General features: G+C 44.6%; 25 protein-coding genes and 1 pseudogene. 13 read left to right on the forward strand and 13 right to left on the reverse strand.

From position 1 onward, the window contains the following. The first annotated feature begins 62 nt into the window (after positions 1–62). From RIN81_RS11985 to RIN81_RS12005, 5 genes are all read left to right on the forward strand, one after another. Positions 63–1139, forward strand: coding sequence for a DNA alkylation repair protein (locus tag RIN81_RS11985; RefSeq protein WP_309090468.1), 1077 nt, complete (start codon positions 63–65; stop codon positions 1137–1139). Between the two features lie 217 nt (positions 1140–1356). Next, positions 1357–2046, forward strand: a complete 690-nt coding sequence (locus tag RIN81_RS11990) for a response regulator (RefSeq protein WP_309090581.1) — start codon at positions 1357–1359, stop codon at positions 2044–2046. Next, positions 2043–3050 (forward strand): sensor histidine kinase, encoded by a 1008-nt coding sequence (locus tag RIN81_RS11995; RefSeq protein WP_309090470.1) that lies wholly within the window; start codon positions 2043–2045, stop codon positions 3048–3050. The genes RIN81_RS11990 and RIN81_RS11995 overlap by 4 nt, the downstream gene beginning before the upstream one ends. A 99-nt stretch (positions 3051–3149) precedes the next feature. Continuing rightward, a complete protein-coding gene (locus RIN81_RS12000) occupies positions 3150–3911 on the forward strand; it encodes an ABC transporter ATP-binding protein (RefSeq protein ID WP_309090472.1) in 762 nt (253 codons plus the stop codon). Then, positions 3901–5853 (forward strand): FtsX-like permease family protein, encoded by a 1953-nt coding sequence (locus RIN81_RS12005; RefSeq protein WP_309090474.1) that lies wholly within the window; start codon positions 3901–3903, stop codon positions 5851–5853. Before RIN81_RS12000 ends, RIN81_RS12005 begins: the two co-directional genes overlap by 11 nt. A 53-nt stretch (positions 5854–5906) precedes the next feature. On the opposite strand, the gene RIN81_RS12010 is transcribed toward RIN81_RS12005, so the two are convergent. After that, the gene (locus RIN81_RS12010) at positions 5907–6488 is read right to left on the reverse strand and encodes a Fic/DOC family protein (RefSeq protein WP_309090476.1); all 582 of its coding nucleotides are present in this window, start codon (positions 6486–6488) and stop codon (positions 5907–5909) included. Then, entirely contained in the window at positions 6472–6645 is a 174-nt protein-coding gene (locus RIN81_RS12015; RefSeq protein ID WP_242232531.1) for a Zn-dependent hydrolase, read from the reverse strand. The genes RIN81_RS12010 and RIN81_RS12015 overlap by 17 nt, the downstream gene beginning before the upstream one ends. Positions 6646–6890: 245 nt before the next feature. On the opposite strand from RIN81_RS12015, the gene bcaP reads away from it, so the two are divergent. The 4 genes and pseudogenes from bcaP to RIN81_RS12035 all read left to right on the forward strand — a co-directional run bounded on the left by bcaP (position 6891) and on the right by RIN81_RS12035 (position 11655). Further along, positions 6891–8282: a branched-chain amino acid transporter BcaP gene (bcaP, locus tag RIN81_RS12020; RefSeq protein WP_309090479.1), complete on the forward strand. Its 1392-nt coding sequence runs from the start codon at positions 6891–6893 to the stop codon at positions 8280–8282. A gap of 208 nt (positions 8283–8490) precedes the next feature. Next, positions 8491–9540, forward strand: a complete 1050-nt coding sequence (locus RIN81_RS12025) for an SDR family oxidoreductase (RefSeq protein ID WP_309090583.1) — start codon at positions 8491–8493, stop codon at positions 9538–9540. A gap of 243 nt (positions 9541–9783) precedes the next feature. Beyond that, positions 9784–9951, forward strand: a pseudogene (locus RIN81_RS12030) (molybdopterin-dependent oxidoreductase); the annotation flags it as partial. A 477-nt stretch (positions 9952–10428) separates the two neighbouring features. Then, positions 10429–11655 carry an NAD(P)/FAD-dependent oxidoreductase gene (locus RIN81_RS12035; RefSeq protein WP_309090480.1) on the forward strand — a complete coding sequence of 409 codons (1227 nt, stop codon included), beginning with the start codon at positions 10429–10431 and terminating at the stop codon, positions 11653–11655. A gap of 35 nt (positions 11656–11690) precedes the next feature. On the opposite strand, the gene RIN81_RS12040 is transcribed toward RIN81_RS12035, so the two are convergent. The 4 genes from RIN81_RS12040 to RIN81_RS12055 form a co-directional block, all read right to left on the reverse strand. Beyond that, entirely contained in the window at positions 11691–11816 is a 126-nt protein-coding gene (locus tag RIN81_RS12040; protein WP_375164539.1) for a hypothetical protein, read from the reverse strand. A gap of 15 nt (positions 11817–11831) precedes the next feature. Further along, on the reverse strand, positions 11832–12071 hold the full coding sequence (locus RIN81_RS12045) for a hypothetical protein (protein WP_309090588.1): 240 nt from the start codon (positions 12069–12071) through the stop codon (positions 11832–11834). Between the two features lie 26 nt (positions 12072–12097). Next, positions 12098–13042, reverse strand: coding sequence for an L-lactate dehydrogenase (locus RIN81_RS12050; protein ID WP_309090482.1), 945 nt, complete (start codon positions 13040–13042; stop codon positions 12098–12100). Between the two features lie 316 nt (positions 13043–13358). Next, a complete protein-coding gene (locus tag RIN81_RS12055; protein ID WP_309090484.1) occupies positions 13359–13790 on the reverse strand; it encodes a MarR family winged helix-turn-helix transcriptional regulator in 432 nt (143 codons plus the stop codon). Positions 13791–13989: 199 nt separating this feature from the next. On the opposite strand from RIN81_RS12055, the gene RIN81_RS12060 reads away from it, so the two are divergent. Both RIN81_RS12060 and RIN81_RS12065 read left to right on the forward strand, forming a co-directional pair. Then, positions 13990–14391, forward strand: a complete 402-nt coding sequence (locus tag RIN81_RS12060; RefSeq protein ID WP_309090486.1) for a CidA/LrgA family holin-like protein — start codon at positions 13990–13992, stop codon at positions 14389–14391. After that, a complete protein-coding gene (locus RIN81_RS12065) occupies positions 14364–15056 on the forward strand; it encodes an LrgB family protein (protein ID WP_309090488.1) in 693 nt (230 codons plus the stop codon). Before RIN81_RS12060 ends, RIN81_RS12065 begins: the two co-directional genes overlap by 28 nt. Positions 15057–15231: 175 nt before the next feature. Here the strand turns inward: RIN81_RS12065 and RIN81_RS12070 are convergent, their stop codons facing one another. The 6 genes from RIN81_RS12070 to RIN81_RS12095 all read right to left on the reverse strand — a co-directional run bounded on the left by RIN81_RS12070 (position 15232) and on the right by RIN81_RS12095 (position 21008). After that, positions 15232–16662 carry an NAD(P)/FAD-dependent oxidoreductase gene (locus RIN81_RS12070; RefSeq protein ID WP_309090491.1) on the reverse strand — a complete coding sequence of 477 codons (1431 nt, stop codon included), beginning with the start codon at positions 16660–16662 and terminating at the stop codon, positions 15232–15234. A 36-nt stretch (positions 16663–16698) separates the two neighbouring features. Then, positions 16699–17052 (reverse strand): hydroxyisourate hydrolase, encoded by a 354-nt coding sequence (uraH, locus tag RIN81_RS12075; RefSeq protein ID WP_309090493.1) that lies wholly within the window; start codon positions 17050–17052, stop codon positions 16699–16701. 4 nt (positions 17053–17056) lie between these two features. Beyond that, complete coding sequence (uraD, locus tag RIN81_RS12080) at positions 17057–17563, reverse strand: 2-oxo-4-hydroxy-4-carboxy-5-ureidoimidazoline decarboxylase (protein ID WP_309090495.1); 507 nt, start codon at positions 17561–17563, stop codon at positions 17057–17059. Between the two features lie 24 nt (positions 17564–17587). Then, positions 17588–18895, reverse strand: a complete 1308-nt coding sequence (locus RIN81_RS12085) for a nucleobase:cation symporter-2 family protein (RefSeq protein WP_309090497.1) — start codon at positions 18893–18895, stop codon at positions 17588–17590. A 163-nt stretch (positions 18896–19058) separates the two neighbouring features. After that, on the reverse strand, positions 19059–19409 hold the full coding sequence (locus RIN81_RS12090) for a Na-translocating system protein MpsC family protein (protein WP_309090499.1): 351 nt from the start codon (positions 19407–19409) through the stop codon (positions 19059–19061). A gap of 186 nt (positions 19410–19595) precedes the next feature. Then, the gene (locus RIN81_RS12095; RefSeq protein WP_309090501.1) at positions 19596–21008 is read right to left on the reverse strand and encodes a dipeptidase; all 1413 of its coding nucleotides are present in this window, start codon (positions 21006–21008) and stop codon (positions 19596–19598) included. Between the two features lie 727 nt (positions 21009–21735). Between RIN81_RS12095 and RIN81_RS12100 the strand changes: the two genes are divergently transcribed. Continuing rightward, entirely contained in the window at positions 21736–23244 is a 1509-nt protein-coding gene (locus RIN81_RS12100; protein ID WP_309090503.1) for a BCCT family transporter, read from the forward strand. Positions 23245–23311: 67 nt separating this feature from the next. Here RIN81_RS12100 and RIN81_RS12105 read toward each other — a convergent pair whose 3' ends face one another. Continuing rightward, entirely contained in the window at positions 23312–24859 is a 1548-nt protein-coding gene (locus RIN81_RS12105) for a GNAT family N-acetyltransferase (protein WP_242232517.1), read from the reverse strand. Between the two features lie 317 nt (positions 24860–25176). Between RIN81_RS12105 and RIN81_RS12110 the strand changes: the two genes are divergently transcribed. Further along, positions 25177–25854, forward strand: coding sequence for an NAD(P)H-dependent oxidoreductase (locus RIN81_RS12110; RefSeq protein WP_309090506.1), 678 nt, complete (start codon positions 25177–25179; stop codon positions 25852–25854). Positions 25855–26056: the final 202 nt, after the last annotated feature.

The following is a 26056-nucleotide window of genomic DNA, read 5'->3' on the forward strand; positions in this document are numbered from 1 at the left end:
TCGCATACAAAACGAACATACATTCCATCTATGTTATACTGGCAGAAAGGAGCTGATGAATGATGGCAGATTTAAAAGATATATATAATGATGACTTTATCGATTCATTAGCCGATGCGCTTGAGCGGGCTGACTTGTCCTTTAACCGAAAAGCATTCCTAAACTGTGTGTATCAAGAAGAGTGGGAATCTCTGGCTTTTAAACAACGCGTTCGCCAGTTATCGACTGCGATGTATAGGGGGGTCAATAAACCTTTTCCAAAAGCGCTCCCTGTGCTGCTGGATGCAGCTCCTTCATTCAAACAGCTGGCAGGACTTGTATTTCCGGATTATGTGGAGCAGTATGGGCTTGCCTTCTGGGAGAAATCGATGGACGCGCTTGCCCAGTTAACCGTGTACTCCACTTCTGAATTTGCCGTCCGGCCTTTTCTGCTGCAGGATCAAGAACGCATGCTTTCTCAGATGATTAAATGGACAAAAAGCAGCAACGAACATATACGCCGGCTCGCAAGTGAAGGCGCCCGCCCGCGGCTGCCATGGGCACAGTCGATTCCAGCTTTTAAACAAGACCCCGCTCCGCTTTTTGCGCTGCTGGAGCCGCTTATGCAGGATGATTCACTGTATGTAAGAAAAAGTGTCGCGAACCATTTAAATGATATTTCAAAAACACACCCGGACCTTGTTATTGAGTTTATCCGCCAGCGGTATGGACAGCACCCTTATACCGACTGGATCCTTCGCCATGCCGCCCGTACATTGCTCAAGCAGGGAAATGCGGATGTCCTCCGCCTGTTCGGTTATCCAGACAGTGGGCACGTCTCCGTTCAACGGCTTACCCTTGAAAAACGGACAGTTGTGATTGGCGAAGCTCTGCATTTTTCAGTAGAACTCCATGCCGAACTAGATACAAAAGTACGAGTTGAATATGCGATTGACTATATGAAAAAAAACGGCCGTCCAAGCCAGAAAGTATTTCAGCTTTCAGACACTCACCTTGCAGCCGGACAATCCAAAGTAATCGTCCGTACCCAATCTTTTCGCGATATGACAACTCGCAAGCACTATGCAGGTGAACACACTCTTGTTATTCTCGTAAACGGAGTCTCAAAAGAAAGTATGACTTTTCAGGTTACAAAATAAATATAATCAATTAGACTTTTTTCCCTTTTTTACTTTTTATCTTGTAAATATAGAAGCAAGTGAATCTCTAATTGAAGGAAACGGAGAAACCATACCGTTGCAGAATTAAAACAGGTGAAGGAGTCCCACGCCGTTCGTTCCGTTAAAAAAAACGTTCAACTGCCCGCCGCTTTTCGATACAATAAAAGAAAGATAATTGGAAAAGTGTGGTGATTATTTGTTTAAACTGCTGCTGATTGAAGATGATGAAACGCTGTTTAAAGAAACGAAGGAACGGCTGACGCAATGGTCATATGATGTTCACGGGGTTACCGATTTTGGACAGGTAATGAAAGAATTCACAGCTCTAAAGCCTGATTTGGTCATTATTGATATCCAGCTGCCGAAATTTGACGGCTTTCATTGGTGCCGAATGATTCGTACCCATTCCAACGTGCCGATTTTATTCCTGTCTTCACGCGACCACCCGACTGACATGGTCATGTCAATGCAGCTTGGAGCGGATGATTTTATTCAGAAGCCGTTTCATTTTGACGTACTGGTTGCTAAAATACAAGCCGTGCTGCGGCGCGCCTACAATTACAGCACTGCCCCGTCCCTTCTTAAAGCCTGGTGCGGTGCTACAGTCGATTACGATAAAAACCTTCTTCAAAATGAGCATGGGTCAGTCGAACTAACGAAAAATGAAATGTTTATTTTAAAACAGCTCATTGAACAAAAAAACAACATTGTCAGCCGGGAAAAGCTGATTAAAAGCCTGTGGGACGATGAGCGGTTCGTCAGCGACAATACATTGACGGTTAATGTGAACCGGCTGCGAAAAAAGCTGGATGAACTCGGGATCGGCCATTTTATTGAAACGAAAGTCGGCCAGGGGTACATGGCAGTCGAAGAGGAAAGCGTATGATCGGAACCTATATAAAGGAACGGCGCAGCTGGATTGGCTTTTTTCTCGTTCAGCAGCTGCTTTTATTTCTGGTTGTATTCGTCGATACGACCATTCCCTTTTCATCTATTCTATATGTAAACTTCTTGTCCGCCCTTCTTTTCCTCGTTTTTTTCTTTGTCCGCTTTCAAAAAGAATCGGCTTTTTACGGGGAACTGCAGGAACGGGATACCTCACTGGACGGAGAACCGCTGGCTGAGACGGATAGCCCGTTCCAAAAAATCGTTCACACGTACTTCACAAAGCAGGTTGAACAGTATAAACAGGAGGCTTCCCGCCACTGGACAGAGCTTGAACAGGAAAAGGACGATCTGATGTCCTGGGTTCATGAAGTGAAAACCCCTTTAACCGCCATGCATTTAATGATAGACCGGATAGAGGACGAGAGGATGAAAGCGCAGCTTACGTACGAATGGCTGCGCATCCATCTGCTTTTGGACCGGCAGCTGCATCAAAAACGGATGCCATTTATTAAAAATGACTTATATGTTGAGCACGTGGTGCTGGAGCCGCTCCTATTTACCGAAATACGGTCTCTCCAGTCCTGGTGCCTGCAAAAAGGCATCGGCTTTGATGTTGAGATAACCGGTCCGCCCGTACTGAGCGATGCGAAATGGCTGGCGTTTATTTTTCGGCAGCTGCTGACAAACGCGGTGAAATACAGCGATTCAGGCGATATTATGATTCGCAGTATTCAAAGAGGCAATCAAACAGCCGTTACGGTTACCGACTTTGGCCGTGGCATTTCGCCACAGGATCTTCCACGTATTTTTGATAAAGGATTTACGGCAACCGGCAGCTTTCATCAAAACGATTCTGCCACAGGGATGGGACTTTATTTAGCCAAAAAAGCGGCTGATTCTCTATTAATTGAATTGGAAGCCGTTTCTAATCCTGGCTCCGGCACAACCTTTACACTTACGTTTCCTGAACCGAATGCGTTTGTCCGCCTGACAAGCATGTGACGAAAATGTCACATGCTTTTGCTTTTTGTTCGCCAAATGAAAGGACTTTCTCTTCTCATCTTTTTACAATAAATGTATCAATTAAAGGAGTGAATCGATATGAGTATGTTAAAAGCGGCAAAGCTTCGCAAAAGCTACGGAAACAAATTCAATCGCCAGGAAGTGTTAAAAGGCATTGATATGAATGTGGAAAAAGGCGAGTTCGTCAGCATCATGGGTGCATCTGGTTCTGGTAAAACAACGCTTTTAAATGTCCTGTCCTCCATTGACCAGGCAAGCCGGGGAACGATCTGGATTGACGGCCATGAAATGACTCAGATGAAAGAAAAAAAGCTGGCCGAGTTCCGCAAGCACCACCTTGGCTTTATTTTTCAAGACTATAACCTGCTCGATACGTTGACGGTCAAAGAAAATGTCCTGCTGCCGCTGACGATTGCCAAAACCGGCCCAAAGGAAGCGACAGAGCGGTTTAATGTCATTGCCAATGAGCTTGGCATCTATGAAATCCGGGATAAATATCCGAATGAGATTTCCGGCGGGCAAAAACAGCGGACATCCGCAGCACGGGCATTTATTCATGAACCGAGCATGATTTTTGCAGACGAGCCAACCGGTGCCCTTGATTCTAAATCGGCCTCTGACCTTTTAAATAAATTAACGACACTTAATAAGAAACGAACCGCTACAATTATGATGGTTACGCATGATCCGACCGCAGCAAGCTTTGGAAGCCGGGTTATCTTTATTAAAGACGGGCAAATGTATACCCAGCTTAATAAAGGAGAGCAGTCAAGGCAGGCTTTTTTCCAGGACATTATGAAAACGCAGGGTTTACTGAGCGGGGTGCAGCATGAGCATTAATGGTCTGATTCTCCGAAGTTTAAAAAAGAATGCCAAAAACTATTATTTGTACGTGTTTGCTCTCGTGTTCAGTGCCGCGCTTTACTTTGCGTTCGTTACGCTTCAGTATGATCCGGCGATGGACGAAGCAAAAGGCAGTATGAAAGGAGCTGCATCGATTCGGACGGCTTCCATTCTTTTGATTGCCATCGTGACGGTTTTTCTTTTGTATGCCAATGCAATTTTCATTAAGCGCCGCAGTAAAGAAATTGGGCTCCTGCAGCTGATTGGGCTGACGAAAGGGCAGATTTTCAGGCTGTTAAGTGCCGAAAACCTGCTGCTTTATTTCGGCTCCCTCGTGATCGGCTTGTTTGTCGGATTTGCCGCTTCAAAGCTCGTCACGATGATTTTATTTAAAGTAACCGGCGTGGATGCTGCGGCTTCCCTGTCGTTTTCATCACAGGCACTTTTACAAACCTTGATTGTCTTTACGATAATTTATGGATGTATTTTGGCCGTGAACGGGCTGTTTTTAAAGCGGCAAAATATTTTATCCCTCTTCCGGGTGACAGGTACAAGAGAAGAAAAAGGAAAACATATTTCAATTTGGGAAATTTTCATTGGGCTTCTTGGTATTGTTTCCATCGCAGCCGGCTACTTTGTTTCCTCTAAATTGTTCGGCGGCGATTTTAGTTCGATGAACGAGCTGTTTGCAGCGATGGCGTTTATTCTCGCTTCGGTCATTATCGGGACCTATTTATTCTATAAAGGGTCTATCCGTTTTCTGTTTCATCTCGTCCGCAAACGGAAAAATGGCTATTTACATCTGAAAGACGTGCTGTCGCTTTCTTCTATTATGTTCCGAATGAAATCAAACGCCCTCATGCTGACGGTTATTACAACGTTGTCGGCACTGGCGATTGGCCTCCTGTCACTCAGCTACATATCGTACTACTCGGCGGAAAAATCAGCCCAGCAGCAGGTGCCGAATGATTTTGTCGTTCCGAATGACCAAGATGCCGCAAAGCTGAAGCAGGCGTTTAACGCAGAAAATATTGCCTATGAAGAGAAACGGATCGAGGTTATACAGGCAGCAGTGAATACGTCTGATATTCTCAGTACCAAACTTGATGAAACAACGTTTGATGCGGATAAAATGCAAATGCCCATCATTAGCGATAAAAGTGTCAAAGGCATGAATCTGTCGCCAGATGACACTCTTTTTTCCGGTTATGTAGATATGCTCAGCAAGGTGATGCCGCTTGAAGATTCAGGTACTATTGAGCTGCTTGGCAAAACAGAAACCATTCCGCAAAACTATATCGGGCTCGAGCGGGACTTCCTGCTTCCGTACACCTTTACAAGCGGCGGCCTGCCGACTGCCGTTGTAGATGATACGGTATTTCACCGCTTAAAGCAGGATGCCGACCCAGCTCTTCAGAACGGTGCTTCCCTTTATATTGGACTGGATGTCACCGACGAATCGCAGCTGGACAAAGCGAATGACGTATTTTCTCAAGTATTTAACAATCCGTCTTTTGGCAGCTCGCAGCTTTCCCAGTCACAGACAGCCGAGATCCAAAAACAAAATATGGGGCTGATAATGTTTGTCGTTGGCTTCCTGGGCTTAACGTTTCTCGTGACCTCCGGCTGTATTTTATACTTTAAGCAAATGGACGAAAGCGAGGAAGAACGAGGCAGCTATACCATTTTGCGCAAGCTTGGTTTTACGCGCGGCGACCTTGTGCAGGGTATCCGCATCAAGCAGTTTTTCAGCTTCGGCATTCCGCTTCTGATTGGCCTTTTGCACAGCTACTTTGCTGTACAATCCGGCTGGTTTTTCTTCGGCGGCGAGCTGTGGACACCGATGCTTATTGTAATGCTTTTATATACGGTGCTTTATTCAGTATTCGGTATTCTTTCTGTTCTCTATAGCAAAAAAGTCATCAAAGACGCGCTTTAATATCATAAAAATCCTGCTCTGAAAATCAGAGCAGGATTTTTCCATTCTTTCATCTATTTTAGACGGGCAAGTGTTTTTCCAAAAATTGCCTCCAGGCCTGATGGATCGGTTACCGACTGGATCATCGCCTGCATATATTCATCATAGTCAAGCTTCTCGTAAGCCCATTCGAAGCCGAAACGCTTTGCATAATGAAATAAAAAAATCCGGGTCGTCCGCCCATTTCCCTCGCGGAACGGGTGCAGCATGTTTAATTCGGCTTTGTAATAAGCGAGACGTTTGGCCGCCTGGACCGTCGTCAGCCCCTGCAGCGAATCATTCGTTAACTCATTGAAAAGGTGAGCGGCCATACTGCCCAGGTAAGAAGCATGGCAAAAAACCGTCGTTCCTTTTGAAATGTTCACGTTCCGGTATACGCCGGCAAACGGATAAACATCTTGAAACAGAAAATGATGAAGCTGTTTAAATTCCTCTTCCGTAAAATGCTTCAGGACGAAGCCGCCTCTTTCCATTTGAGCAGCACGTACGGTAAACGCAAAAGCTTCGGCGCTGCTCAGTTCCTCCAGCGTTCTTGCGCCGATTACATTGTTTTGAAGCAGATACTCGTCGTTGAGCCCGTCAAAGTACTTTCCCATGAAATTGTTCCTTGACCGCTTCACTTGTAATGTCTTTTTTTGAATTTACCAGCTGAAGAGCCCTTTCCTGCAGGTGTTTGCTCAGCTCTAAATTTTCAAGAGACAAGTTTTTTAAAATGCGGTTAAATTCCTTTGATGTTGCGCTTAGCTTTTTCACTTTTTCACAACCCGCCATATCCAGTTTATTTCCTTCTATTATACCACACGCACTACTCTCCGGCATGCGGCTGAGCCGGGTATAAAATTTTTACAAATTTCGACAAAAAAAGACTTTTTCACTTGTTTGAAATATTGATAACGCTTACTATTTGAAAATATCTTACTATTTAAAAAAAGCTGTTGACCTGTACGACAGAAACCGTTAGAATCTTTACATGTTTGTAGAAAGAATGAGGGTTAAGCGTGAAAAATACAGTATTTAGAAAGAAAAGTGTCGAATCGTTGTTAGGGAAAAATGGCCCCGGGCAGCTTCAGCAGACGCTTGGAGCGTTTGATCTGACGTTGATGGGTATAGGTGCTATCGTCGGAACAGGAATCTTTATCCTTCCCGGAACAGTAGCTGCTACCCACGCTGGACCGGCTATCATCTTTTCCTTTGTCGTTGCTGCAATTGTTTGTGCTTTGGCAGCTATGTGTTATTCAGAATTTGCCTCAGCTGTACCGGTAACGGGCAGTGCGTACACATATAGCTATATCGTCTTTGGAGAATTGGTCGCCTGGCTTGTCGGGTGGGCATTGGTATTGGAGTATGGATTGGCTGTGGCTGCGGTCGCAACCGGATGGTCTGCTTACTTCTCTGCGCTTTTAGAAGGATTTAATATTCATCTGCCAAAAGCGATTTCAGGTTCCTTTAATCCGGCAGAAGGAACGTACGTCAACGTTCCAGCCGTGGCGATTATTTTCATTATTGCCACTCTGCTGTCGCGGGGTGTGAAAGAATCTGCCCGCTTAAATCAGGTGATGGTATTCGTTAAAGTGGCAGTTATTTTGCTGTTTATCTTTGTCGGCGTATTTTATGTAGAACCTGCCAACTGGCAGCCGTTTATGCCGTTTGGCGTGGGCGGCATTATGACCGGTGCTGCACTCGTATTCTTTGCGTATTTAGGATTCGATGCCGTATCATCTGCAGCGGAAGAAGTGAAAAATCCGCAGCGGAACATGCCAATCGGGATTATTGGTTCCCTGTTCGTTTGTACCTTGCTTTACGTATCCGTTTCACTTGTCCTGACAGGTATGACGCCTTATACGACGTTAAATGTAAGTGACCCGGTCAGCTTTGCCATGCAGCTTGTCAACCAGGACTGGGCAGCCGGCGTGATTTCACTCGGTGCCGTTATCGGGATGATTACCGTTATCCTTGTGATGATGTATGGCGGAACGCGTCTTCTTTATGCGTTCAGCCGCGACGGCTTGCTGCCAAAAATGCTTTCTGAAGTCAATCCGACTTCCAAAACACCAGTGAAAAACACATGGTTTTTCGCCATTGTTATCGCGTTTTGTGCAGGCGTCACCCCGCTTTCTAAATTAGCGGAGCTTGTCAACATGGGTACGCTCGTTGCGTTCACGATCGTATCACTCGGTATTTTGTATTTGAGAAAAAACAAAAACATTCCATCCGGCGGCTTTAAAGTACCGTTCTACCCGGTCTTGCCGATTCTTTCTTTCTTTTTGTGCTTGTTCCTTATGACCCAGCTTTCCGGCCTTACATGGATCGCATGCGGTATCTGGTTTGTCATCGGTCTGTTGATTTATTTCGCTTATAGCCGCAAACACAGCACGTTGAATACAAAATAAGTATATAGACTATGCAAAAATAGCCTGTCACTGCCGCTCAACCGCTGCAGGCCAGGCTGTTTTTTTATGCTCTCTCATCCTCCCGCTGGAAATGGTTAGAAGCAAAATGAGCGGGTAGAATAAAAAAGCAAGCCTTATTTCCAGGGAGGGACTTACTTTGAATGAAAACCAAACCAGCCAAAGCAGTCAGCTCAACGACTCAAATAAAGTGCTCGCACATGAACTTGAGCCCGGGCGCCCCTTCACCGAGCTTTCCTTGAAAAAGTTAAAGGATCAAGTGATCGTCATTACAGGCGCTTCAAGCGGGATCGGCCTTGTGACAGCAAGGATGGCTGCTTCTAAAGGCGCGAAGGTTGTGCTCGCAGCCCGAAACGGGCATGCTCTAAAGCAGCTGACAGAAGAGCTTCGCCAGAAAGGTCATGAAGCGATATGGGTAAGAGCAGATGTTGGTCATGAGGAAGATGTGAATCGTATTGCTGACACGGCTATCAAGGAATTTGGCCGCTTTGACACGTGGGTAAACAATGCAGGTGTTTCGATTTTTGGCCACGCAACCGATGTAAGCATTGAGGATATGAAAAAAATGTTTGATACGAACTTTTGGAGCGTTGTCTATGGTACACGGGCGGCTGTCCGCCATTTCAAAGAAAGAGGCGTTCCAGGTGCGTTAATTAATGTGGGAAGCCTGTTTGGTGATCGCGGGACCGTCCTGCAGTCGACTTATGCTTCTGCCAAGTTCGCCCTGCACGGCTGGACAGAAAACATTCGGATGGAGCTGGAGAAAGAAAAAGCACCCGTTTCTGTCACACTCATTCATCCTGGACGAATTGACACACCTTATAATGAACATGCACGCAGCTACTTAAATAAACAGCCCGCTCACCGCGGCATGGTGTATCCTCCTGAAGCGGTAGCAGAAGCCATTCTTTATGCAGCCGAGCATCCAAAAAGGGATATGTATGTGGGCGGGCAGGCAAAGCTGTTCGCCGTGCTCGGACGGCTGGCACCGCGATTAACGGACAAGCTGGTCGAGCGCACTTTGTATGCGACCCAGCACGACGAGCGGTCAAGAAATCCGGGGAAAGATCAAAGCGCTCTGTACCATGCAGGCTATGGCCTTCACGAGCGGGGAACGAATAAAGGCTGGATTCGAAACGGCAGCTTTTACGTAAAAGCCGTTAAACATCCGGTGCTTTCTTCCGTGGCGGCCGCCGGCCTTGGCACGCTTGCAGTAGCGGCTGTTAAACGAAAATCATAACGATAACCGAACTCTTTCTAAGAGTTCGGTTTTTGGTTTTTCCTCTAATCTTTTGCCTGTCACACTAAATAACTTAATGAAAAAGCATGCGCATATAGATAAGTGACTACTTTTCATGAAGAGGAACTTATGTTTAATGCGAAAAAGTATACAGCGAAGCCCTATTTGCGGACGCATCGTCTGTAGCCGGAAAACCAGGAAATACCTATTCACTTTTTGCAGGCAGATACGGTAAGTCATCCATTGTTTTACCGGAGAAACCATTTTTCTTATCCTTCCCTTTCCTACTCTAACTACTGGCTCCCTTTAAACGGATGCGTGGCTAAACCAGCCCTTCTTTCTATGCAGGATCTTCTTCAGCCTCCATCCAAAACGGTTCAGGTTGTGCTGGAGTGCTCAGGGAACAAACAAGGGTGCATTCCCCGTTACCCATATCAATGTCAATTCGACAATTCAAAAACCGCTGAATATAGATATCTTAAACACCGGAATACATATGATATGAGGAATCGCCTGAACTGGCAAAGGCGGATCAAAAAAGGAGAAATCAGCTTTGACTGCTGGCAAAAAAGGAGCCTGCCCAGACGGGTTATGGATGGGTTTCCTGGTCATATGAATGGAAAGCATAAGAAAGGAGAATATACGATCATGTCAAGAGCAGTTGACTCCTACGGACCAACACAGCCGGCCTCCCCGTTTTGGAATAGGAAAGGCTGCGGATACAATGCCATTGATCAAATGAAAGTGAAGGTCGAATAATGAGCTCCAAGTCAATAGAGCAGACTCAGAAGATGCTTTCCGCTCTATTTTTTATTACATATAAGTTGTATGGACCTGAACAAGTTGGAAATAGTAAGAGTATCGTTTTTTACATGCAGGAGGAAACAAATGAACTTACATTCTGGAACGTATTACTGGCCGGCCACTTTCCCTGATGCCCCGTCCTATCCTTCTCTGGACCAGGATCTTAACTGTGATGTCTTAATTATCGGAGGCGGAAGTTCTGGTGCCCAGTGCGCTTACTACCTTGCTTCCCACCGTTTGGATGTAGTGGTGGTGGAAAAAGGAAAAACCGGCTTCGGCAGCACGATTACGAATACGGCCTTGATTCAATATTCAGGCGAAAAAATGTTTACAGACCTGATTCATACATTCGGAGAAGAATATATCAGCCGGCACGCCCGCTTGCTGAAGGAGGCCATTGATGAAATCGAGGAAGCCTCCAAAACGGTCGACCTCGATTTTGAATTCAGACGGCGGGATACTTTATACTCCGCCAGCTCCAAAGAAGACGTTTCACCCTTAAAGAAGGAATATGAATGGCTGAAGCAGCAAGGCTTTAAACTGGGTTTTTGGGATAAGAAAAAAATTGAAGCTCACTATCCATTCAGCCGGGAAGCCGCGATTTATTCTTACGACGATGGCGAAATAAACCCATTTAAATTTACCCATGCCCTGCTTGAGTGGGCAGCAAAAAGAGGCGCTGAGGTTTACGAAGAAACAGAAGTGAATGGCCATCATTACGACCGTGAGCAAAAACGCATGGTTGTGTCGACAAAAACGGGACACTCGATCCGGGCACGCCGCGTTATTTTCGCAGCGGGATATGATGGAATAGACGTGAAAAAGGAGAAAAAAGCTTCTTTCGTAAGTACCTATACCGTTACAACCAGCCCGGTCGATGACTTATCCGACTGGCATAACCGTACGCTGATTTGGGAAACCGCCCGTCCCTACTTGTACCTGCGGACAACAGCGGATAACCGGATTTTGATCGGCGGTCTCGATGACAATACAACGTATCCCGAAGACCGTGACAGCAAGCTGGTGCATAAAAAGAAAAAGCTGATTGAGGAGCTGGAAACATTATTCCCGGGTCTGAATGTAAAGCCCGAGTATTATTCCACGGCTTTTTACGGAGGAACTGTCGATGGTCTGCCGATTGTCGGCCGATACGATGATTACCCGGACAGCTACTTTTTATTCGCCTTCGGCGACAACGGAACTGTATACAGCCAGTTGCTCGCTAAACTGATTGCCGAGGATATAAGGGATGGCCACAGTGCTGATTTAGACCTGTACCGGCAGGATCGGCCCCTGCTTGAGAACCAATAAAAAAAGGAGCGGCTCCGCTCCTTTTTTTATTGGTCTTATTTTTGAAAAGCCAGTGAGAGTACAAATGTCCAGATGCAGACAAATGCCAGCAGGCCGGAGCTGTATTTGATCGTCATTTTTGTCAGCGCAGCTTCATTCCCTGTTTCGCCAACTGCAGCCATTGCGATCGCAATGGACTATGGCGACCACGCTTTAATCACTTTACCTGCAGAATGCTTTTCTATTTTCATTTCCCGGCCGTTCAGAAGGAAAATATATTTTGGCTTCCATAAAATGATGGATAAATTAACCAGATCTACGTGAATGCCTTCCATCTTTAAGATGGTCAAGCATAGTAAAAACAATAAAATCGGAATCGCAGCAACAGAAGCGGAAAGTGCCAGATTATGAAACGGATCAAACGTGCTGACTAACATAAGAAGGACTCCCTTGTGTAAAATACTTAGACGTTACTCTCCTGCAAAATAGCTCCTTGAATATCTTTTAATGTTTGAACAGACCGGGCAAGCTTTTCCCGTTCACTTTCGTTCAAGTTAAGTTCAACCACCCTTTTCACGCCGCCACGGTTAATCACAGACGGAATACCGATATATACGTCGCTGTGTCCATTCTCGCCTTCTAGCAGCGCACCGACTGGCAAAATCACATTTTCATTTCGCAAAATCGCTTTTGTAATCCGGGCAAGCCCTGTTGCAATTCCGTAGTAAGTCGCTCCTTTAGCATTGATAATGTCATAAGCAGCATCACGCACGGCCACTGCTATTTCTTCTTTTCTTTCTTCTGTTAACAATGGTGCCACCGGTGTGCCGGCAATACTTGCTGAGCTCCAAACTGGAAGCTGGGAATCACCGTGCTCCCCAATAATGCAGCCGTGAATGCTTGCTGGTGCTGTATTAAATTCTTTTCCTAATGCAGAACGGAACCGGGCAGAGTCCAGCACTGTTCCTGAACCGATCACCCGCTCTTTTGGAAGGCCGGAAATTTTCCATGTTGCATAAGCCAAAATATCGACCGGGTTTGTTGCGACTAAGAAAATGCCGTTAAAACCCGTTTGCATAATACTGCCAACGATGGATTCAAAAATTTTCACGTTTTTGCTGACAAGGTCTAATCTTGTTTCTCCCGGCTTTTGCGGGGCGCCTGCACAGATGACAACAAGGGCTGCATCTTTGCAGTCTTCATATGTGCCGAACTTAATCGCCATTTCCCCAGGCGCGTATACAATACCGTGGTCAAGGTCCATTACATCGCCTTTTGCTTTTTCTTCATTTAAATCAACCAGCACGAGCTCATCGCAAATGCCTTGATTCAACAACGCATATGCATAGCTTGATCCAACTGCACCTGTTCCAACTAAAACGACTTTATTGCCTTTTGTAAAGTTCATGATAACGTCCTCCGGTTTTATTATTTGTGAAAAATTTCACATGTTTTTGTATAAAAAATGATATGATCACTGTTTTGAATAGTTGATCTGAAAAATGATCAGCCGTTTCTTTTCTTTAATTTTATGTGAAGTATTTCACATAAAGTCATAAAAAATATGATTTGTTTCTCTGAGATATATTGTGAATCATTTCACAATTAGATTGTACTACAGGAATTCCTTCCGTGCAATAGGCAAAATCATTTTTATGGAGAAAAAAATAAAGCCTGCCTGCAGCCGAAAAAAGTGCAAACCAGGCTTTCTTTTCTCATCTTTATTAATCAAAAAAAGCTTCGTTCATACGGATAAGCAGATCGCCAAATAGTTGTTTTTCATCGGCTGACCACTCACTCGTGATGCTTTCAAATCGTTTCAGCCGCATTTTTTTATCCGCTTTCAATTTTTGCTTGCCAAGCTTGGTAACCGTAAATAAACTGACTCTCCCGTCTGAAGGATCCGAAAAACGGATGATCAGCTCCTTTGCTTCTAAAGCCGCTGCCTGCCTTGAAACGGTTGAAATATCTAATTTAAATGATTCTGCCAGCTCTTTTACACGTGCCGGACCAAACTCATCCAAGTGCCTTAATAATAAGTAAGCAGACCGCTCCAGGTTTCCGATTTTCTTTTCCGAGTTATCGAGATAAACCGCCCGCCGAATAAATGTAGTCAGTTCGTACTCGATGCGTTCAACCGGGTTTCGCTTTTCCACTTTTCTTCACTTCCCTCCCTGAGTATACAGGCTTTCCCTTCGTTGACAAAGTGTTATATAGTTGTATAATGCAACTATATATATTTGTATCGTACAAGTAAATAAACAGAAAGTAAAGAAAATTCTCACATTATAATTCAAAGGCCCGGACGGCCGGAAAGGAGGACGTTGTTCTTCATCTAAAGAGCAGCATCTTACATTGAAAGCTATAAAAGTTGTGTTGCAGATCGCCATTTTATATGTCTTTTCCATACTCGGGGAAACCATTCATCAGCTGTTTCATATACCGATTCCAGGAAGTATTATTGGTTTAGTGCTGATGCTTCTTTGTTTAATTTTTAACATTATCCCGGTTAAAATGATTGAAAATGGCGCTGGTTTTTTGTTATCGTTTCTTCCTCTTTTGTTTATTCCGGCTATGACGGGTGTCATCAATTATCCGTCTCTTTTTTCCAGAAGCGGCGCTGTGCTTCTTTTCGTTGTAGTGCTGAGCACAATCGTTACCATGGCCGCAGCAGGAATTGTCAGCCAGCTGCTGGAAACGCGGGCCAATAAACGAAAGGAGAAAAAAACATGCCGCAATTCTTTCTCGCAGTCCTGATCATTTTACTTACCGTTGCTGCTTATTTAGTAATGATGAAGGTGTATCAGCGGTTTCCTTATCCATTTTTTCTCCCAGTCCTAACAACGACCGTGTTGATTATTATGCTGCTGACAGCGTTTCACATCTCGTATAACGGCTATATGGTCGGCGGCCAGTGGATTAGTTCCCTGCTCGGCCCAGCCATTGTGGCCCTTGCGTATCCACTTTACAAACAGCGTCATGTGCTGCTTCAATACGGCTTTCCCATTTTCGGGGGCGTACTGGTCGGACTTTTTTCAGGAATGATCAGCGGGCTTTTATTTGCCGAGGTACTCGGAGTGGACCGTGATTTAATTCTTTCGATTATACCGAAGTCTATTACCACACCCGTTGCGATTCAAATTGCCGCCGGAATTGGCGGTGTGCCATCTATGACCGTTGTATTTGTGATGATTGCTGGATTTTCCGGTGTTTTGCTCGGACCGATGGTTTTAAAGTGGGTGCGTATTCGCAGTTCGTTGGGAAAGGGGATCGCCTTCGGAAGCGCCTCTCACGCTTTAGGCACTTCAAAAGCATTTGAATACGGGGAACTTGCCGTGTCCATGAGTTCGGTCTCTATGACGCTCAGCGCTGTGCTGGGCTCCCTGTTTGGGCCAATTGTCGTCTGGCTTTTTCAAATTTAAACCAACACGCAAAAAAGGAGGTCTCTAAGCCGGAAAAACCGACTGCTGAGACCTCCTTTTTTACGGCCGGATTTTAAGCTGATAATGGTCGGAAAAAGAGAATCCGGCCATACCGGAACGTTTTCCGGCCCAAAAGAGAAGCTTTGAAATCATTTCTTCTATTTCCTTAAGCGGTTTACGCTTCCAGCACTGTTTTTCCGGTCCATTCTCCTGTAAATTCCACTTCATCGTAAGCAAAAAAGCGTTTTAAAATCGTGTCTTGATCATCAAGAAAAAGCTGATCAGCTACCGCGGAGATAATTTTAGGAATCCCATATTTCATACCGGAAAGAGCAGAAGCTGAAATACCGCAGCTGATTAACGCTGCATAATTAAAAACAAAAAGGCCGTGCAGCTTTTTTTGTGCTTCTTCATCCCGTCCCGTAAACGCAAAGCCGGGGCTGAGATACGGATGCGCATCAATAAGCGGGTTTGCGCGTTCAGCAGGCGCTTTATAATAATCGCTCCAGCGGGCAATTCCGTTTTCAACGAGCTTCAGCTCCGGGCGCAGCGCCGGATCGGTCACAAGACCGGTGCTGATGATCAAATAATCAAACGAAAACGTGCCATGCGGTGTTGTGACCAATGCTTTGTTCTCTTTGCTTTCCACTTCAAGCCAGGGTGATTCAAGATGCAAATGAAATCCCGGCCATGAAGCGGCACGCTGGAATGTATCGTTGGTCGGCGGCTGATTATGCTTGAAAAAATGAGCCATCACTGCGTACTTTTGTTCGTCCGATAACGCATGGAAGCGCTCAATGATCCCGGACCCCTCCATCTGGCGAATCGGATTAATTCTTGGCATTTCTTTACGGCGGACAAATATATGAGCCTCGGCCACTCCTTCCGTCAAAGCAAAGTTTGCATTATCAAAAGCAGAAGCACCGCCTCCTAAAACGGCTACTTTCTTTCCTTTCAGTGCGTTAAAATCAATTATTTGGGACGTATGGGCATAAAGATTAGGGGGCAGCTTCTCAGAAATCATCGGCGGCACATGCCACTCACCGCCTCCTTGAATCCCCGTCGCTAAAATAACTTTGCGCGCGAGCATGGCGCTTGAAGGGGCGCCGGCACCTTCAATATGTATCCGGTGAATTCCTTCCTCCATTGGCTCAATGAGCTTAAGCTTGACTTCGTTTATCACAGGCAGCTGCAAAACTTTCCGGTACCAGCGTAAATAATTCATCCAGTCGCTTCGGGGAATTTTATTGACAGCTTCCCAGCCCTCCGGCCCGAATTGCGCTTCCCACCAGGAACGGAACGTTAAAGAAGGAACGCCAAGGTCAATGGATGTTAAATGTTTCGGTGTCCGCAGTGTCATCATCCGCGCATATGTGACCCATGGTCCTTCATATCCTTCTTTGTTTTCGTCGATAATCAAAATATTAGAGATGCGCTCGCGCAAAAGGCCAAAAGCAATCCCTAACCCGCTTTGCCCGCCGCCCACAATGACAACATCATACACGTGGCCTTCAGAGTGACGGGACGGATGCACCCAGCCCTCTCTGCCAAATGCCAAATAAGAAAGATCTGTTTTTACTCGTTTATTCAACGCTTCTATACTCATGGTTCTCATCTCCTTTAAATAATTAAAACGAAATCGTCAGCTTCCGCGATACACTTGATAGCCCCATGGCGAAACAAGCAGAGGAACATGATAATGCGGCGATGAATGATCGAGCCCGATTCGCACGGAGACCTTTTCCAAAAAAGCAGGCTGCGGCAGCTCGAGCCCTTTTTTTCTAAAATAATCACCAATCCAAAACAACAGTTCATATTCTCCTGTCCGCATGCTGTCCGAGGAAAGAAGCGGAGCATCCAGACGACCGTCTGAGTTGGTCTGTGCACAGTTTAAAAACTGCTTTTCGGAGCCGTTAAGTTCAAAAAGCTCAATCTTTACACTCTCAGCAGGGCGGCCATGCGCCAGGTCTAGTATGTGGGTGGTTAATCCAGTCATTGAGTCAGCTTCCTTCTTCTTTTATTTGGTCTTCTATTCTAAAGCGGATAATGTGGCTGATCTCGGCCAGTGCCCGGTCGCGTTCCTGTTTCTTTGAATGCTGCAGCCTTTCTTGTATAGAGGCAAAAATCTCCTCTTTGTTTTTGCCCCGGACTGCCAGGATAAAAGGAAAAGCAAACCGCTCAACATACGCTTTGTTTAATTCCAGCAACTGCTCGTATTCAGCTTCCGACAGCTCATTTAACCCGGCGCCTTTTTGCTCACTTTCGGAAAACGAGGTCATTTTTTTTCGTGTTCCCAAATGAGGATGTGCTTGAATTAAGTTTATTTTTTCTTCTTCATCCGCTGTTTGAATAATCGTCACGATTTGCTGATAAAGAGCTTCGCGGGATTCAAACGGCCGACGCTCTCCGACTCTTTGAATCACCCATGGGGAGTGCTCAGCCAAGTCTTTTAATGTTTCGGTAAACACCCGTTTTGACATGTTGTTTAACGCTTCTATGGTTACCATTTCTTCCTACCGTCCTTTTCTTTGTTATGAAATGCGTGCTTTATCCGCTTCCTCTTGGCGGGCAGCGCCTGAACCTAAAACGCTCCGGAAATGAAAAAACACATTCAACAAAATAGCGCACAGGCTGCCAGTTATCACACCATCACTCACTAGAATGCGCAGTACGTTGGGCAGCTGGCTGAACAACTCGGGTACAACCGTCGCCCCAAGCCCCAGCGAAATCGAGCAGGCGACAATCAGTCCGTTTTGCTGATCGCTAAAATCCACTGAACTCAACATTTTAATGCCGGAGGAGACGACCATTCCAAACAACACAACCGTCGCGCCGCCCAGCACAGGAGCAGGAATAATCGTGGCCAGGGCTGCTACTTTCGGAATTAATCCAAGCAAAACAAGAATAAAGCCCGCTGCCACAACGACATTTGCTGATTTGTTCCTTGACAGCTGTACAAGCCCTACATTTTGAGCAAAGGTATTGTATGGAAAAGCATTAAAGATTCCGCCAATCATAATCGCCAGGCCTTCTGCCCGGTATCCCCGGGCAAGGTCTTCCTGCGTAACGGGTCGATCACAAATTTTTCCTAAAGCGAAAAAGACGCCTGTTGATTCCACAATAATGACCAGGCCGACAATGAGCATTGTCAAAATCGGTCCGATTTCAAAGACAGGCATACCGAAATAAAAGGGCTGCGGTAAGTGAAACCAGGACGCTTCTGCTACTTCCTGAAAATGAACTCTTCCCATAAGAACTGTGGCTATGGTGCCTGCCAAAATGCCAAGCAGTACAGAAAGAGAGCGGAGATAGCCTTTTAAAAAGCGGTTAGCCAAAAGAATGACGCCGATAACACCCATGGACAGCACCAGGTTTTCCAGGCTGCCAAAGTCCGGGCTTCCTGCACCGCCCGCCATGTTTCGAATGCCGGATGGAATGAGTGACAAACCGATAATGGTTACCACTGTTCCGGTTACAACAGGTGGAAATAGCTTGACGAGCTTGCCAAGATAACGGGCAAACAGAAGAATAAAAAGGCCTGCCGCTATAATCGATCCATAAACAGCCTGAAGGCCGTACTCAGAACCGATGGCAATCATGGGCGAAAGAGCGACGAAAGAAGCACCAAGCACGACAGGAAGGCCGATTCCAAAATACTTGTTTTTCCATGCCTGCAGCAGTGTAGCGATGCCGCACGTTAATAAGTCGATGGCTACGAGATAAGCCAGCTGCTCTGAAGAAAGATTTAACGCTCTTCCGACCAGCAATGGAACGAGAATTGCTCCTGCATACATGGCCATTACATGCTGAAATCCTAACGATATGACTTTTGAATTCATTTGTTGCTCCTCCTTTTCTATAAAAAGAGCCGTAGAAATAAAAGGAGACTTCTCCTTCTGTTTCTACGGCTCTTATATGACGTATAACGACATGTAAGCTTCCGACTTTTTAAAAGAATGCTGGTGAAGAAAAATGATAAATCAAATTTCTCCAGCAGTTTCCTTATTTATGGGATGTATCAAGTGGTTCTTTTACATAAATGACGGTGCAGGCATGCTGGCTTACCGCGTCGTAATCTTTAAAAATAGCTGTCACTGTCAGTCCAAATTGTTCTTCAATCCGTTCTTTTAAGCTGTGTTTGTATTCCATCGCTAAAGCCCCGTCGACAGACAGTGTTAACTCCGGATAGCGCCTGCCTAAAGCGGAAATCAAAGGCGAACGTTTTGTTTGAGCAAAAATGACAATGCGGTTTTCTACAACGTCTATTTTTTGCTTGCTTACGCCTGTACTGTAAATTTCTTGATTCACTTCATTGTACAGCTGGGACAACTGTTTTTTAAAAGAGGCATTCACCGTTCTTCACCTACTGGTTATTCTTTCATTTATCGTATAAAAATTCTGATAAATCGTCACTTTCTATGTTAGAAAATCTAACAAGTTTTTTTGAGCCCTGTTTATAAAAAAGCAAAAAACCCCGAATGAGACTTATCAAAAGCCAGTCATTCGAGGTTTCGTTTTTCATCGCCAGGACTATGTTATTTATTGATTGATATAAAAAATTCTTGTTTCTTTTGCGGCTTTCCCCGTGCTCGCTTTTACTTCAAATGTTACCACATGGAATTTTTCTTTGAGTGGTTCTTGAAGCTGGACTGAAACAGTCGATGTTTCCGGATCAAAATGTGGAGTAGATGGAATGCCATCCACCACAATCCGCAGGCTTTCTCCCTTCATTTGTGCAAGCTGCTTTCCTTCCACTTTCGCTGTTAACAAAGGCGTATTACTTGCGATGGTTTCACCCATTTGCAGGGAAGGAACCAATTTCAGGTTTTTGCTATCGTCTGCCGGCTTATAATCTGCTGCTTTTTCTACTTCTCTTAAAACACGCAGCATATTTTCACCAAGCAATTTTTGAAGGTCCTGCTTGGAATAACCCCGGCTTACTAGTTCTTCTGTGATTTTAGATAACTCGGAAGAATCTTTTAAATCGGCCGGCAGCGGTCCGCCGTCAAAATCGGATCCAAGGGCCACATGATCAATGCCAGCCACCTTTACAACGTGGTCAATGTGATCCACATAGTCTTTAATAGAAGCTGGTTCATTCGGGTACCGGTCTGTTAAAAATTCCGGGTAAAGGACGACTCCTACGACACCACCATTTTTGGCCAGCGCCTTTAATTGATCATCCGTCAAGTTGCGCTGATGATTTCTTAATGAATAAGCACCGGAATGGCTGGCAATAATCGGTGCTTGGGACACCTTGATTACATCCCAGAATGTATTTTCAGACATATGGGAAGCATCGATGATCATACCAAGTTTATTCATTTCCCGTGCTACTTCTTCACCAAGCTCCGTTAAGCCGCCTGAGGAAGGGGTTCTGGCTGGATCTCCGTAGACTTTGTTGGCTCCTTCTCCGAGCGCGTTCGAGTAATTCCATGTGAAGCCAACCGCTCGAATTCCCAAATCATAATATTGGTGCAGCAATTCAATAGCGTTTTTCTCTTCAAGAGAATATGCCCCCTCAATCGTAGGGAAAGCCGCAATTTTTCCTCCTTTGACCGCTGCTTGAATATCCTTGAAAGATGAAGTAATGTGCATAACATCGCTGTTTTGTTTTTGGGTCCAGTAAAGAGCGTTAATGAGCGCCAGCGTTCTGCTGAGACTGCGCGGGGTATTTCCATAATAGCCAGACGTATAAGCTGCAAAAAACGGCACGTCCAAGCCGCCCGCTTGAATTTTAGGAATGTCTACTTGAAAATCTGTGCTGTTTCGAATATTCGTGACCGGCAGCCATGTATCGGGGGCCACCACTTTCATCATCGTATCATTATGGCCATCCACAACGGTGGAGCTGAAATGAAGATCTGCTGCATTCAAAGCTTGAGCAGAAGCAGCTCCGTTTGGCAGCGAAAACAAAAGAAACACGGAGAGAACATAAAACAACTTTTTCATAAAAGAACCTCCTGGCTGTTTATTTTTTACGCCTGATAACAGGCAGTAAAGACTTTTCCAGACAAAATCCTGTCACAAAAAAAAGAGTTTGTATGTATACCAAGTATTTTTATCCTTTTTTTTACTCATATGTAAATGTAAATGTATATAATAATTGTTTATTCTAATCATAAAAACTACCAGAGTCAATTTTGATAGAAAATTCAGTAAATTGGTCCCTTTTATGGTTAATTCTATCCCATTCTTTTTTTACAATATTAAATATATTTATTAGCAGGAATGATTACTTATTTGAAGGATAAATAACTAGTTGTATCTTTAGTACCAGTTTAGTGATCGCGCAGTTAGGGAAATCTTTTAGGACGCTAATTCATTATAACGATAGAAGAAGGAGGTAATTAGATGGGTTAAATGTATTTATATGGAACTCAAATCTGTGATTCTAGCTGTAATCGCTGGGTTGCTTCAGCTAAACAATAGATCTAACTGAACAATGATCAGCTTGCTGCGCTTGCAGAAAAGATAAATTGAAAGTTTTTAAAAATAAACTTCTCGAAACTTAAATTTCCCCTTTTTGCATGAATGAATCAGGACCTCCATTCAAACACTTATAACGTACATATTATTCATCAGTTAAATCATTTTATTGTTTACACAATTTATTGCAAAAATCACTAACTAAAAACAAAGCACCACACATACTAGGCATTCTACCAAGAGGTGAAACATGAAACAAACAACACAAGTATTTTGGTATGCTCTCGCCATTTCATTTATGGTTGTGATTTGGGGAGTGGCTGCTCCAGGAAATTTAAACGCTTTTACATCTGCTGTAACCAGCCGCATCTTAATGACGTTTGGATGGTTTTATTTACTTGTCGTGATCGCTATTCTTCTTTTTTGTGTGTACTTAATGTTCTCCCGCTTCGGTCAAATGAAGTTAGGGAAGCCAGATGAAAAGCCCGAATTCAGCCGGTCGTCCTGGTTTGCGATGCTTTTTAGTGCCGGCATGGGAATGGGCTTAGTCTTTTGGACAACAGCTGAACCGATCTCTCATGCTTTTGTCAGCAGCCCTTTAGCTGAAGAAGGAACCGATGCAGCGATAAGGGACGCACTGAAATATTCTTTTTTTCATTGGGGGGTGCATGCTTGGGCGGTTTACGGAATTGTCGGGTTGGTTTTAGCTTATTTTAAATTTAACCGTGGGGCTCCTGGTCTTATTAGTGCAACATTAACGCCTTTATTCGGTCACTCACTGATGAGCGGAGCGCTGGGCAAATGGATTGATGTGCTGGCCGTCTTTGCCACCGTCGTTGGCGTAGCCGCTACGCTTGGGTTCGGATCCGCCCAAATCACAGGCGGACTTTCTTTTTTGTTTGATGTACCAAATAATTTCCTTGTCCAGCTGATTGTACTCGCTGTTGCCACCGTTTTATTTATTTGGTCAGCTTGGTCTGGTATTGGCCGTGGCATTAAGTATTTGAGTAATATTAACATGGGATTAGCCGCTCTTCTGCTCGTTCTCTTGTTTATTTTAGGGCCTTCCATGTACATCTTGAATATGTTTACTCACACACTCGGCGGCTATCTCTCGGACTTCTTTGCCATGAGTTTAAGGCTGGCTCCTCTCGATCAAGAAAGCCGGAACTGGATTAACAACTGGACGATCTTTTACTGGGCTTGGTGGATTTCCTGGGCGCCGTTCGTTGGCATTTTTATTGCTCGAATTTCAAAAGGACGAACGGTGAAGGAATTCCTCTTCGGCGTATTACTGCTTCCATCGCTGTTATGTTTTATCTTTTTTGCCGTATTTGGTGTTTCCGCGCTGCGGCTGGAGCAGCTAGGCATTGCGGCTATTTCTAAACTTTCACTGGAGACCTCCACATTTGGGGTCCTGGCTGAGTATCCGCTTAGTACATTTATGTCCATTCTGACGATCTTTGTTATTGCTATTTTCTTTATTACTTCTGCCGACTCCGCTACATTCGTACTTGGCATGCTGACTACAAATGGTCTTTTAAACCCGGGCAACTCGGTGAAAATTACATGGGGATTGATTCAATCGGCAATAGCTGCAGTTGTCATGTATTTTGGCGGAACGCAGGGCTTACAAAATATGCTTATCATCGCCGCTCTGCCTTTTGCTGTTGTAATTGTTTTAATGAGCGTTTCTTTTTTAAAAGACATACGTTCCATAGTGCATTCTCGACGTAAAAAAAGAGAAAAGCCGCTATAACGAAAAAAGCACTGTTCCTTTTCATTGAAGGAACAGTGCTTTTTATAAGCAGCGATATCTGTTACGCTTATTCTGATTCTAATTGATTCAGTTCAATTCGGTACAAGTCACGGCGCCGGTCGCGTAATTGCCTTACCGATCCAGCGTTCCGAGATCTTCTCAGCTTTTCAAGATCGACATCTCCAACGACGACCGTGTCCACGTTCGCGTCGCATTCTCCTACAATCCCATCTCTTGCGAATCCAAAATCAGAAGGGGAGAAAATGGCCGATTGTGCGTACTGAATGTCCATATTTTCTACATGCGTTAAGTTGCCGACCGTTCCGGCGATGCAAATGTAGGCCTGGTTCTCGACAGCCCGCGCCTGGGCGCAATAGCGGACACGAAGATATCCTTGGCGGTCGTCTGTACAGAATGGAACAAAAATAATGTTGGCTCCCTGGTCGACGGCAATGCGGGCAAGCTCCGGAAATTCAATATCATAACAAATTTGAATCGCAATTTTTCCACAATCCGTATCGAATACCTCAATTTTGTTTCCTTCCGCAATTCCCCACCACTTTTGCTCATTTGGCGTCGCATGAATTTTTTCCTGTTTTTCAATGGTTCCGTCGCGGCGGAATAAATAAGCTACGTTATAAATATTGCCTTCGCTTTCAACGAAGTGGGAGCCGCCAATAATGTTTACGTTATAGCGGACAGCCAGTTCCGTAAACAATTCGATGTACTGGTCTGTGTACGTAGCCAGACGGCGGACAGCGCGGTCCGGCCGCTTTTCTTCGAGAAACGACATTAATTGTGTCGTAAACAGCTCCGGAAAAACAGCGAAGTCAGACCCGAAATCAGCAGCCACATCTACGTAGTACTCTACCTGTCGGGCAAAATCCTCGAAGGAATCAATTTTTTTCATCATATATTGAATCGCGCAAATTCTTACCGGGAAAGACGCGCGGTATACACGCCGCGACTTGGCCAGGTAATCAATGTTGTTCCATTCCATTAATGTAGCAAAAGAATCGGACGCTGCATCGTCAGGAAGATATCGCGTATTAATACGCTTAATCGTAAATCCTTCAAGAAGCTGGAAAGATAAAACCGGATCATAAATGCTGTGCTTTTCAACCGCCGCCACATACTCACGCGGTGTCATCTCCGCTTTGTGTTTATGATAATTCGGAATTCGCCCTCCGATAATGATACTTTGAAGATTTAGCTGGCGGGCGAGCTCTTTCCGCGCTTCATAAAGACGGTGCCCGATTTTCATCCGGCGGTATTCAGGATCTACCATCACTTCAATACCGTATAAGTTAAAACCATTGGGATCATGGTTTGTAATATATCCATTGTCTGTAATCGTGTTCCACGTGTGCTGGTCATCGTACTCGTCAAAATTAACAATCAAGCTTGAGCAGGATCCCACAATTTTATCCTCATATTCTACACAAAACTGGCCTTCAGGAAAAATGTGGATATGGCTTTCCAGCTGCTCCCGCTTCCATGGCTCCATACCCGGGAAGCAGCGGCCCCAAAGCTTCATGATTTCATCAATATCTTCATAACGTATATTTCGCACGATAATTTTTTTCTCGTATTTTGACATATCGGTCTCTGACACGTTTCCACGTCCTTTTTCAGTCTATAACGCTTGTAAGCCTGTCCTTGATTGAGTAAAACAGGCCTGTCTTTACCTACCCTCTTTTCTGTGGACATAAACTTATATTCTCTTTTGTTTTCACAAGGAAATTTACGCCAAAAGATACTGACAGCCCACTCCTTTTCTTTTCTCCGTCCTCCCTTTCCATACCTTCTCTTTTGAGCAAACTATTTTCCTTTCGCCCGTTCATTATTTATACTGATCATCGTCATAATCCATTCGCCCACGGGCACAATATGTGGGTAAAAAACATGCTATAAAAAGGAGTATTCAAGTATATGAGCCACTCTTCTATTACACACCAGGACATTTTAAAGGCTTTCGAATTTAGACATGCCACAAAAGAATTTGATCCAACGAAAAAAATACCGAAAGAAGATTTTGAGCTGATTTTAGAAGCAGCCCGCTTATCTCCAAGCTCTGTCGGCTATGAACCTTGGAAGTTTTTAGTGATCCAAAATCCAGAGCTGCGTGAAAGACTGCGTGAAGTTTCCTGGGGGGCACAAGGGCAGCTGCCGACCGCAAGCCACTTTGTCGTGATTTTGGCAAGAACGATCAAAGATACAAAGTATGATTCAGACTATGTGAAGAATCAAATGCTGAACGTAAAGAAATTTCCGCCTGAGCTCTTTGACAAAATTAAAGAACGGTACAAATCTTTTCAGGAAGAAGATCTTAACCTTTTAGAAAACGAGCGCACCATGCTGGACTGGGCTGGGAAACAAACGTATATTGCGATGGCCAATATGATGACGACTGCCGCTTTGATTGGCATTGATTCATGTCCGATTGAAGGTTTCCATTTTGAAAAAGTACAGAAGCTGCTTAAAGAGGAAAATCTGCTTGAAGATGATCATTTAGCGATTTCTGTTATGGTCGCATTCGGCTACCGCAAGAACGAGCCGCGTCCAAAAACTAGAAAAGACATGAAGGATATTGTTCAGTGGATTGACTAAAAAAGGCTGATCTTACATGAACTAAACCGCTTGAGGAGGGATCTTTCAAGCGGTTTGATATTTCGCCTTTCTGCCTTATCATCATGTATGACCCAGTTTTCTTTTTTAGTTCATTCAGAATAAAACATTTTTATTTTCCTGCATAAGCGATATATATATTTCTTGTGAAAATAAGAAAATTAATTTACAAATATATTCATCG

The organism is Domibacillus sp., assembly GCF_031181085.1.
In the GTDB taxonomy this organism is placed as follows: Bacteria; Bacillota; Bacilli; order Bacillales; family Domibacillaceae; genus Domibacillus.

Excerpts from the sequence above, each read along its gene's own strand:
- RIN81_RS11985 (WP_309090468.1), top strand. The coding sequence starts at position 63 with ATGGCAGATTTAAAAGATATATATAATGATGACTTTATCGATTCATTA.
- RIN81_RS11995 (WP_309090470.1), top strand. The coding sequence starts at position 2,043 with ATGATCGGAACCTATATAAAGGAACGGCGCAGCTGGATTGGCTTTTTT.
- RIN81_RS12000 (WP_309090472.1), top strand. The coding sequence starts at position 3,150 with ATGAGTATGTTAAAAGCGGCAAAGCTTCGCAAAAGCTACGGAAACAAA.
- RIN81_RS12005 (WP_309090474.1), top strand. The coding sequence starts at position 3,901 with ATGAGCATTAATGGTCTGATTCTCCGAAGTTTAAAAAAGAATGCCAAA.
- RIN81_RS12010 (WP_309090476.1), bottom strand. The coding sequence starts at position 6,488 with ATGGGAAAGTACTTTGACGGGCTCAACGACGAGTATCTGCTTCAAAAC.
- RIN81_RS12035 (WP_309090480.1), top strand. The coding sequence starts at position 10,429 with ATGAACTTACATTCTGGAACGTATTACTGGCCGGCCACTTTCCCTGAT.
- RIN81_RS12040 (WP_375164539.1), bottom strand. The coding sequence starts at position 11,816 with ATGGCTGCAGTTGGCGAAACAGGGAATGAAGCTGCGCTGACAAAAATG.
- RIN81_RS12045 (WP_309090588.1), bottom strand. The coding sequence starts at position 12,071 with ATGTTAGTCAGCACGTTTGATCCGTTTCATAATCTGGCACTTTCCGCT.
- RIN81_RS12050 (WP_309090482.1), bottom strand. The coding sequence starts at position 13,042 with ATGAACTTTACAAAAGGCAATAAAGTCGTTTTAGTTGGAACAGGTGCA.
- RIN81_RS12065 (WP_309090488.1), top strand. The coding sequence starts at position 14,364 with ATGCCGCAATTCTTTCTCGCAGTCCTGATCATTTTACTTACCGTTGCT.
- RIN81_RS12070 (WP_309090491.1), bottom strand. The coding sequence starts at position 16,662 with ATGAGTATAGAAGCGTTGAATAAACGAGTAAAAACAGATCTTTCTTAT.
- uraH (WP_309090493.1), bottom strand. The coding sequence starts at position 17,052 with ATGACTGGATTAACCACCCACATACTAGACCTGGCGCATGGCCGCCCT.
- uraD (WP_309090495.1), bottom strand. The coding sequence starts at position 17,563 with ATGGTAACCATAGAAGCGTTAAACAACATGTCAAAACGGGTGTTTACC.
- RIN81_RS12085 (WP_309090497.1), bottom strand. The coding sequence starts at position 18,895 with ATGAATTCAAAAGTCATATCGTTAGGATTTCAGCATGTAATGGCCATG.
- RIN81_RS12095 (WP_309090501.1), bottom strand. The coding sequence starts at position 21,008 with ATGAAAAAGTTGTTTTATGTTCTCTCCGTGTTTCTTTTGTTTTCGCTG.
- RIN81_RS12100 (WP_309090503.1), top strand. The coding sequence starts at position 21,736 with ATGAAACAAACAACACAAGTATTTTGGTATGCTCTCGCCATTTCATTT.
- RIN81_RS12110 (WP_309090506.1), top strand. The coding sequence starts at position 25,177 with ATGAGCCACTCTTCTATTACACACCAGGACATTTTAAAGGCTTTCGAA.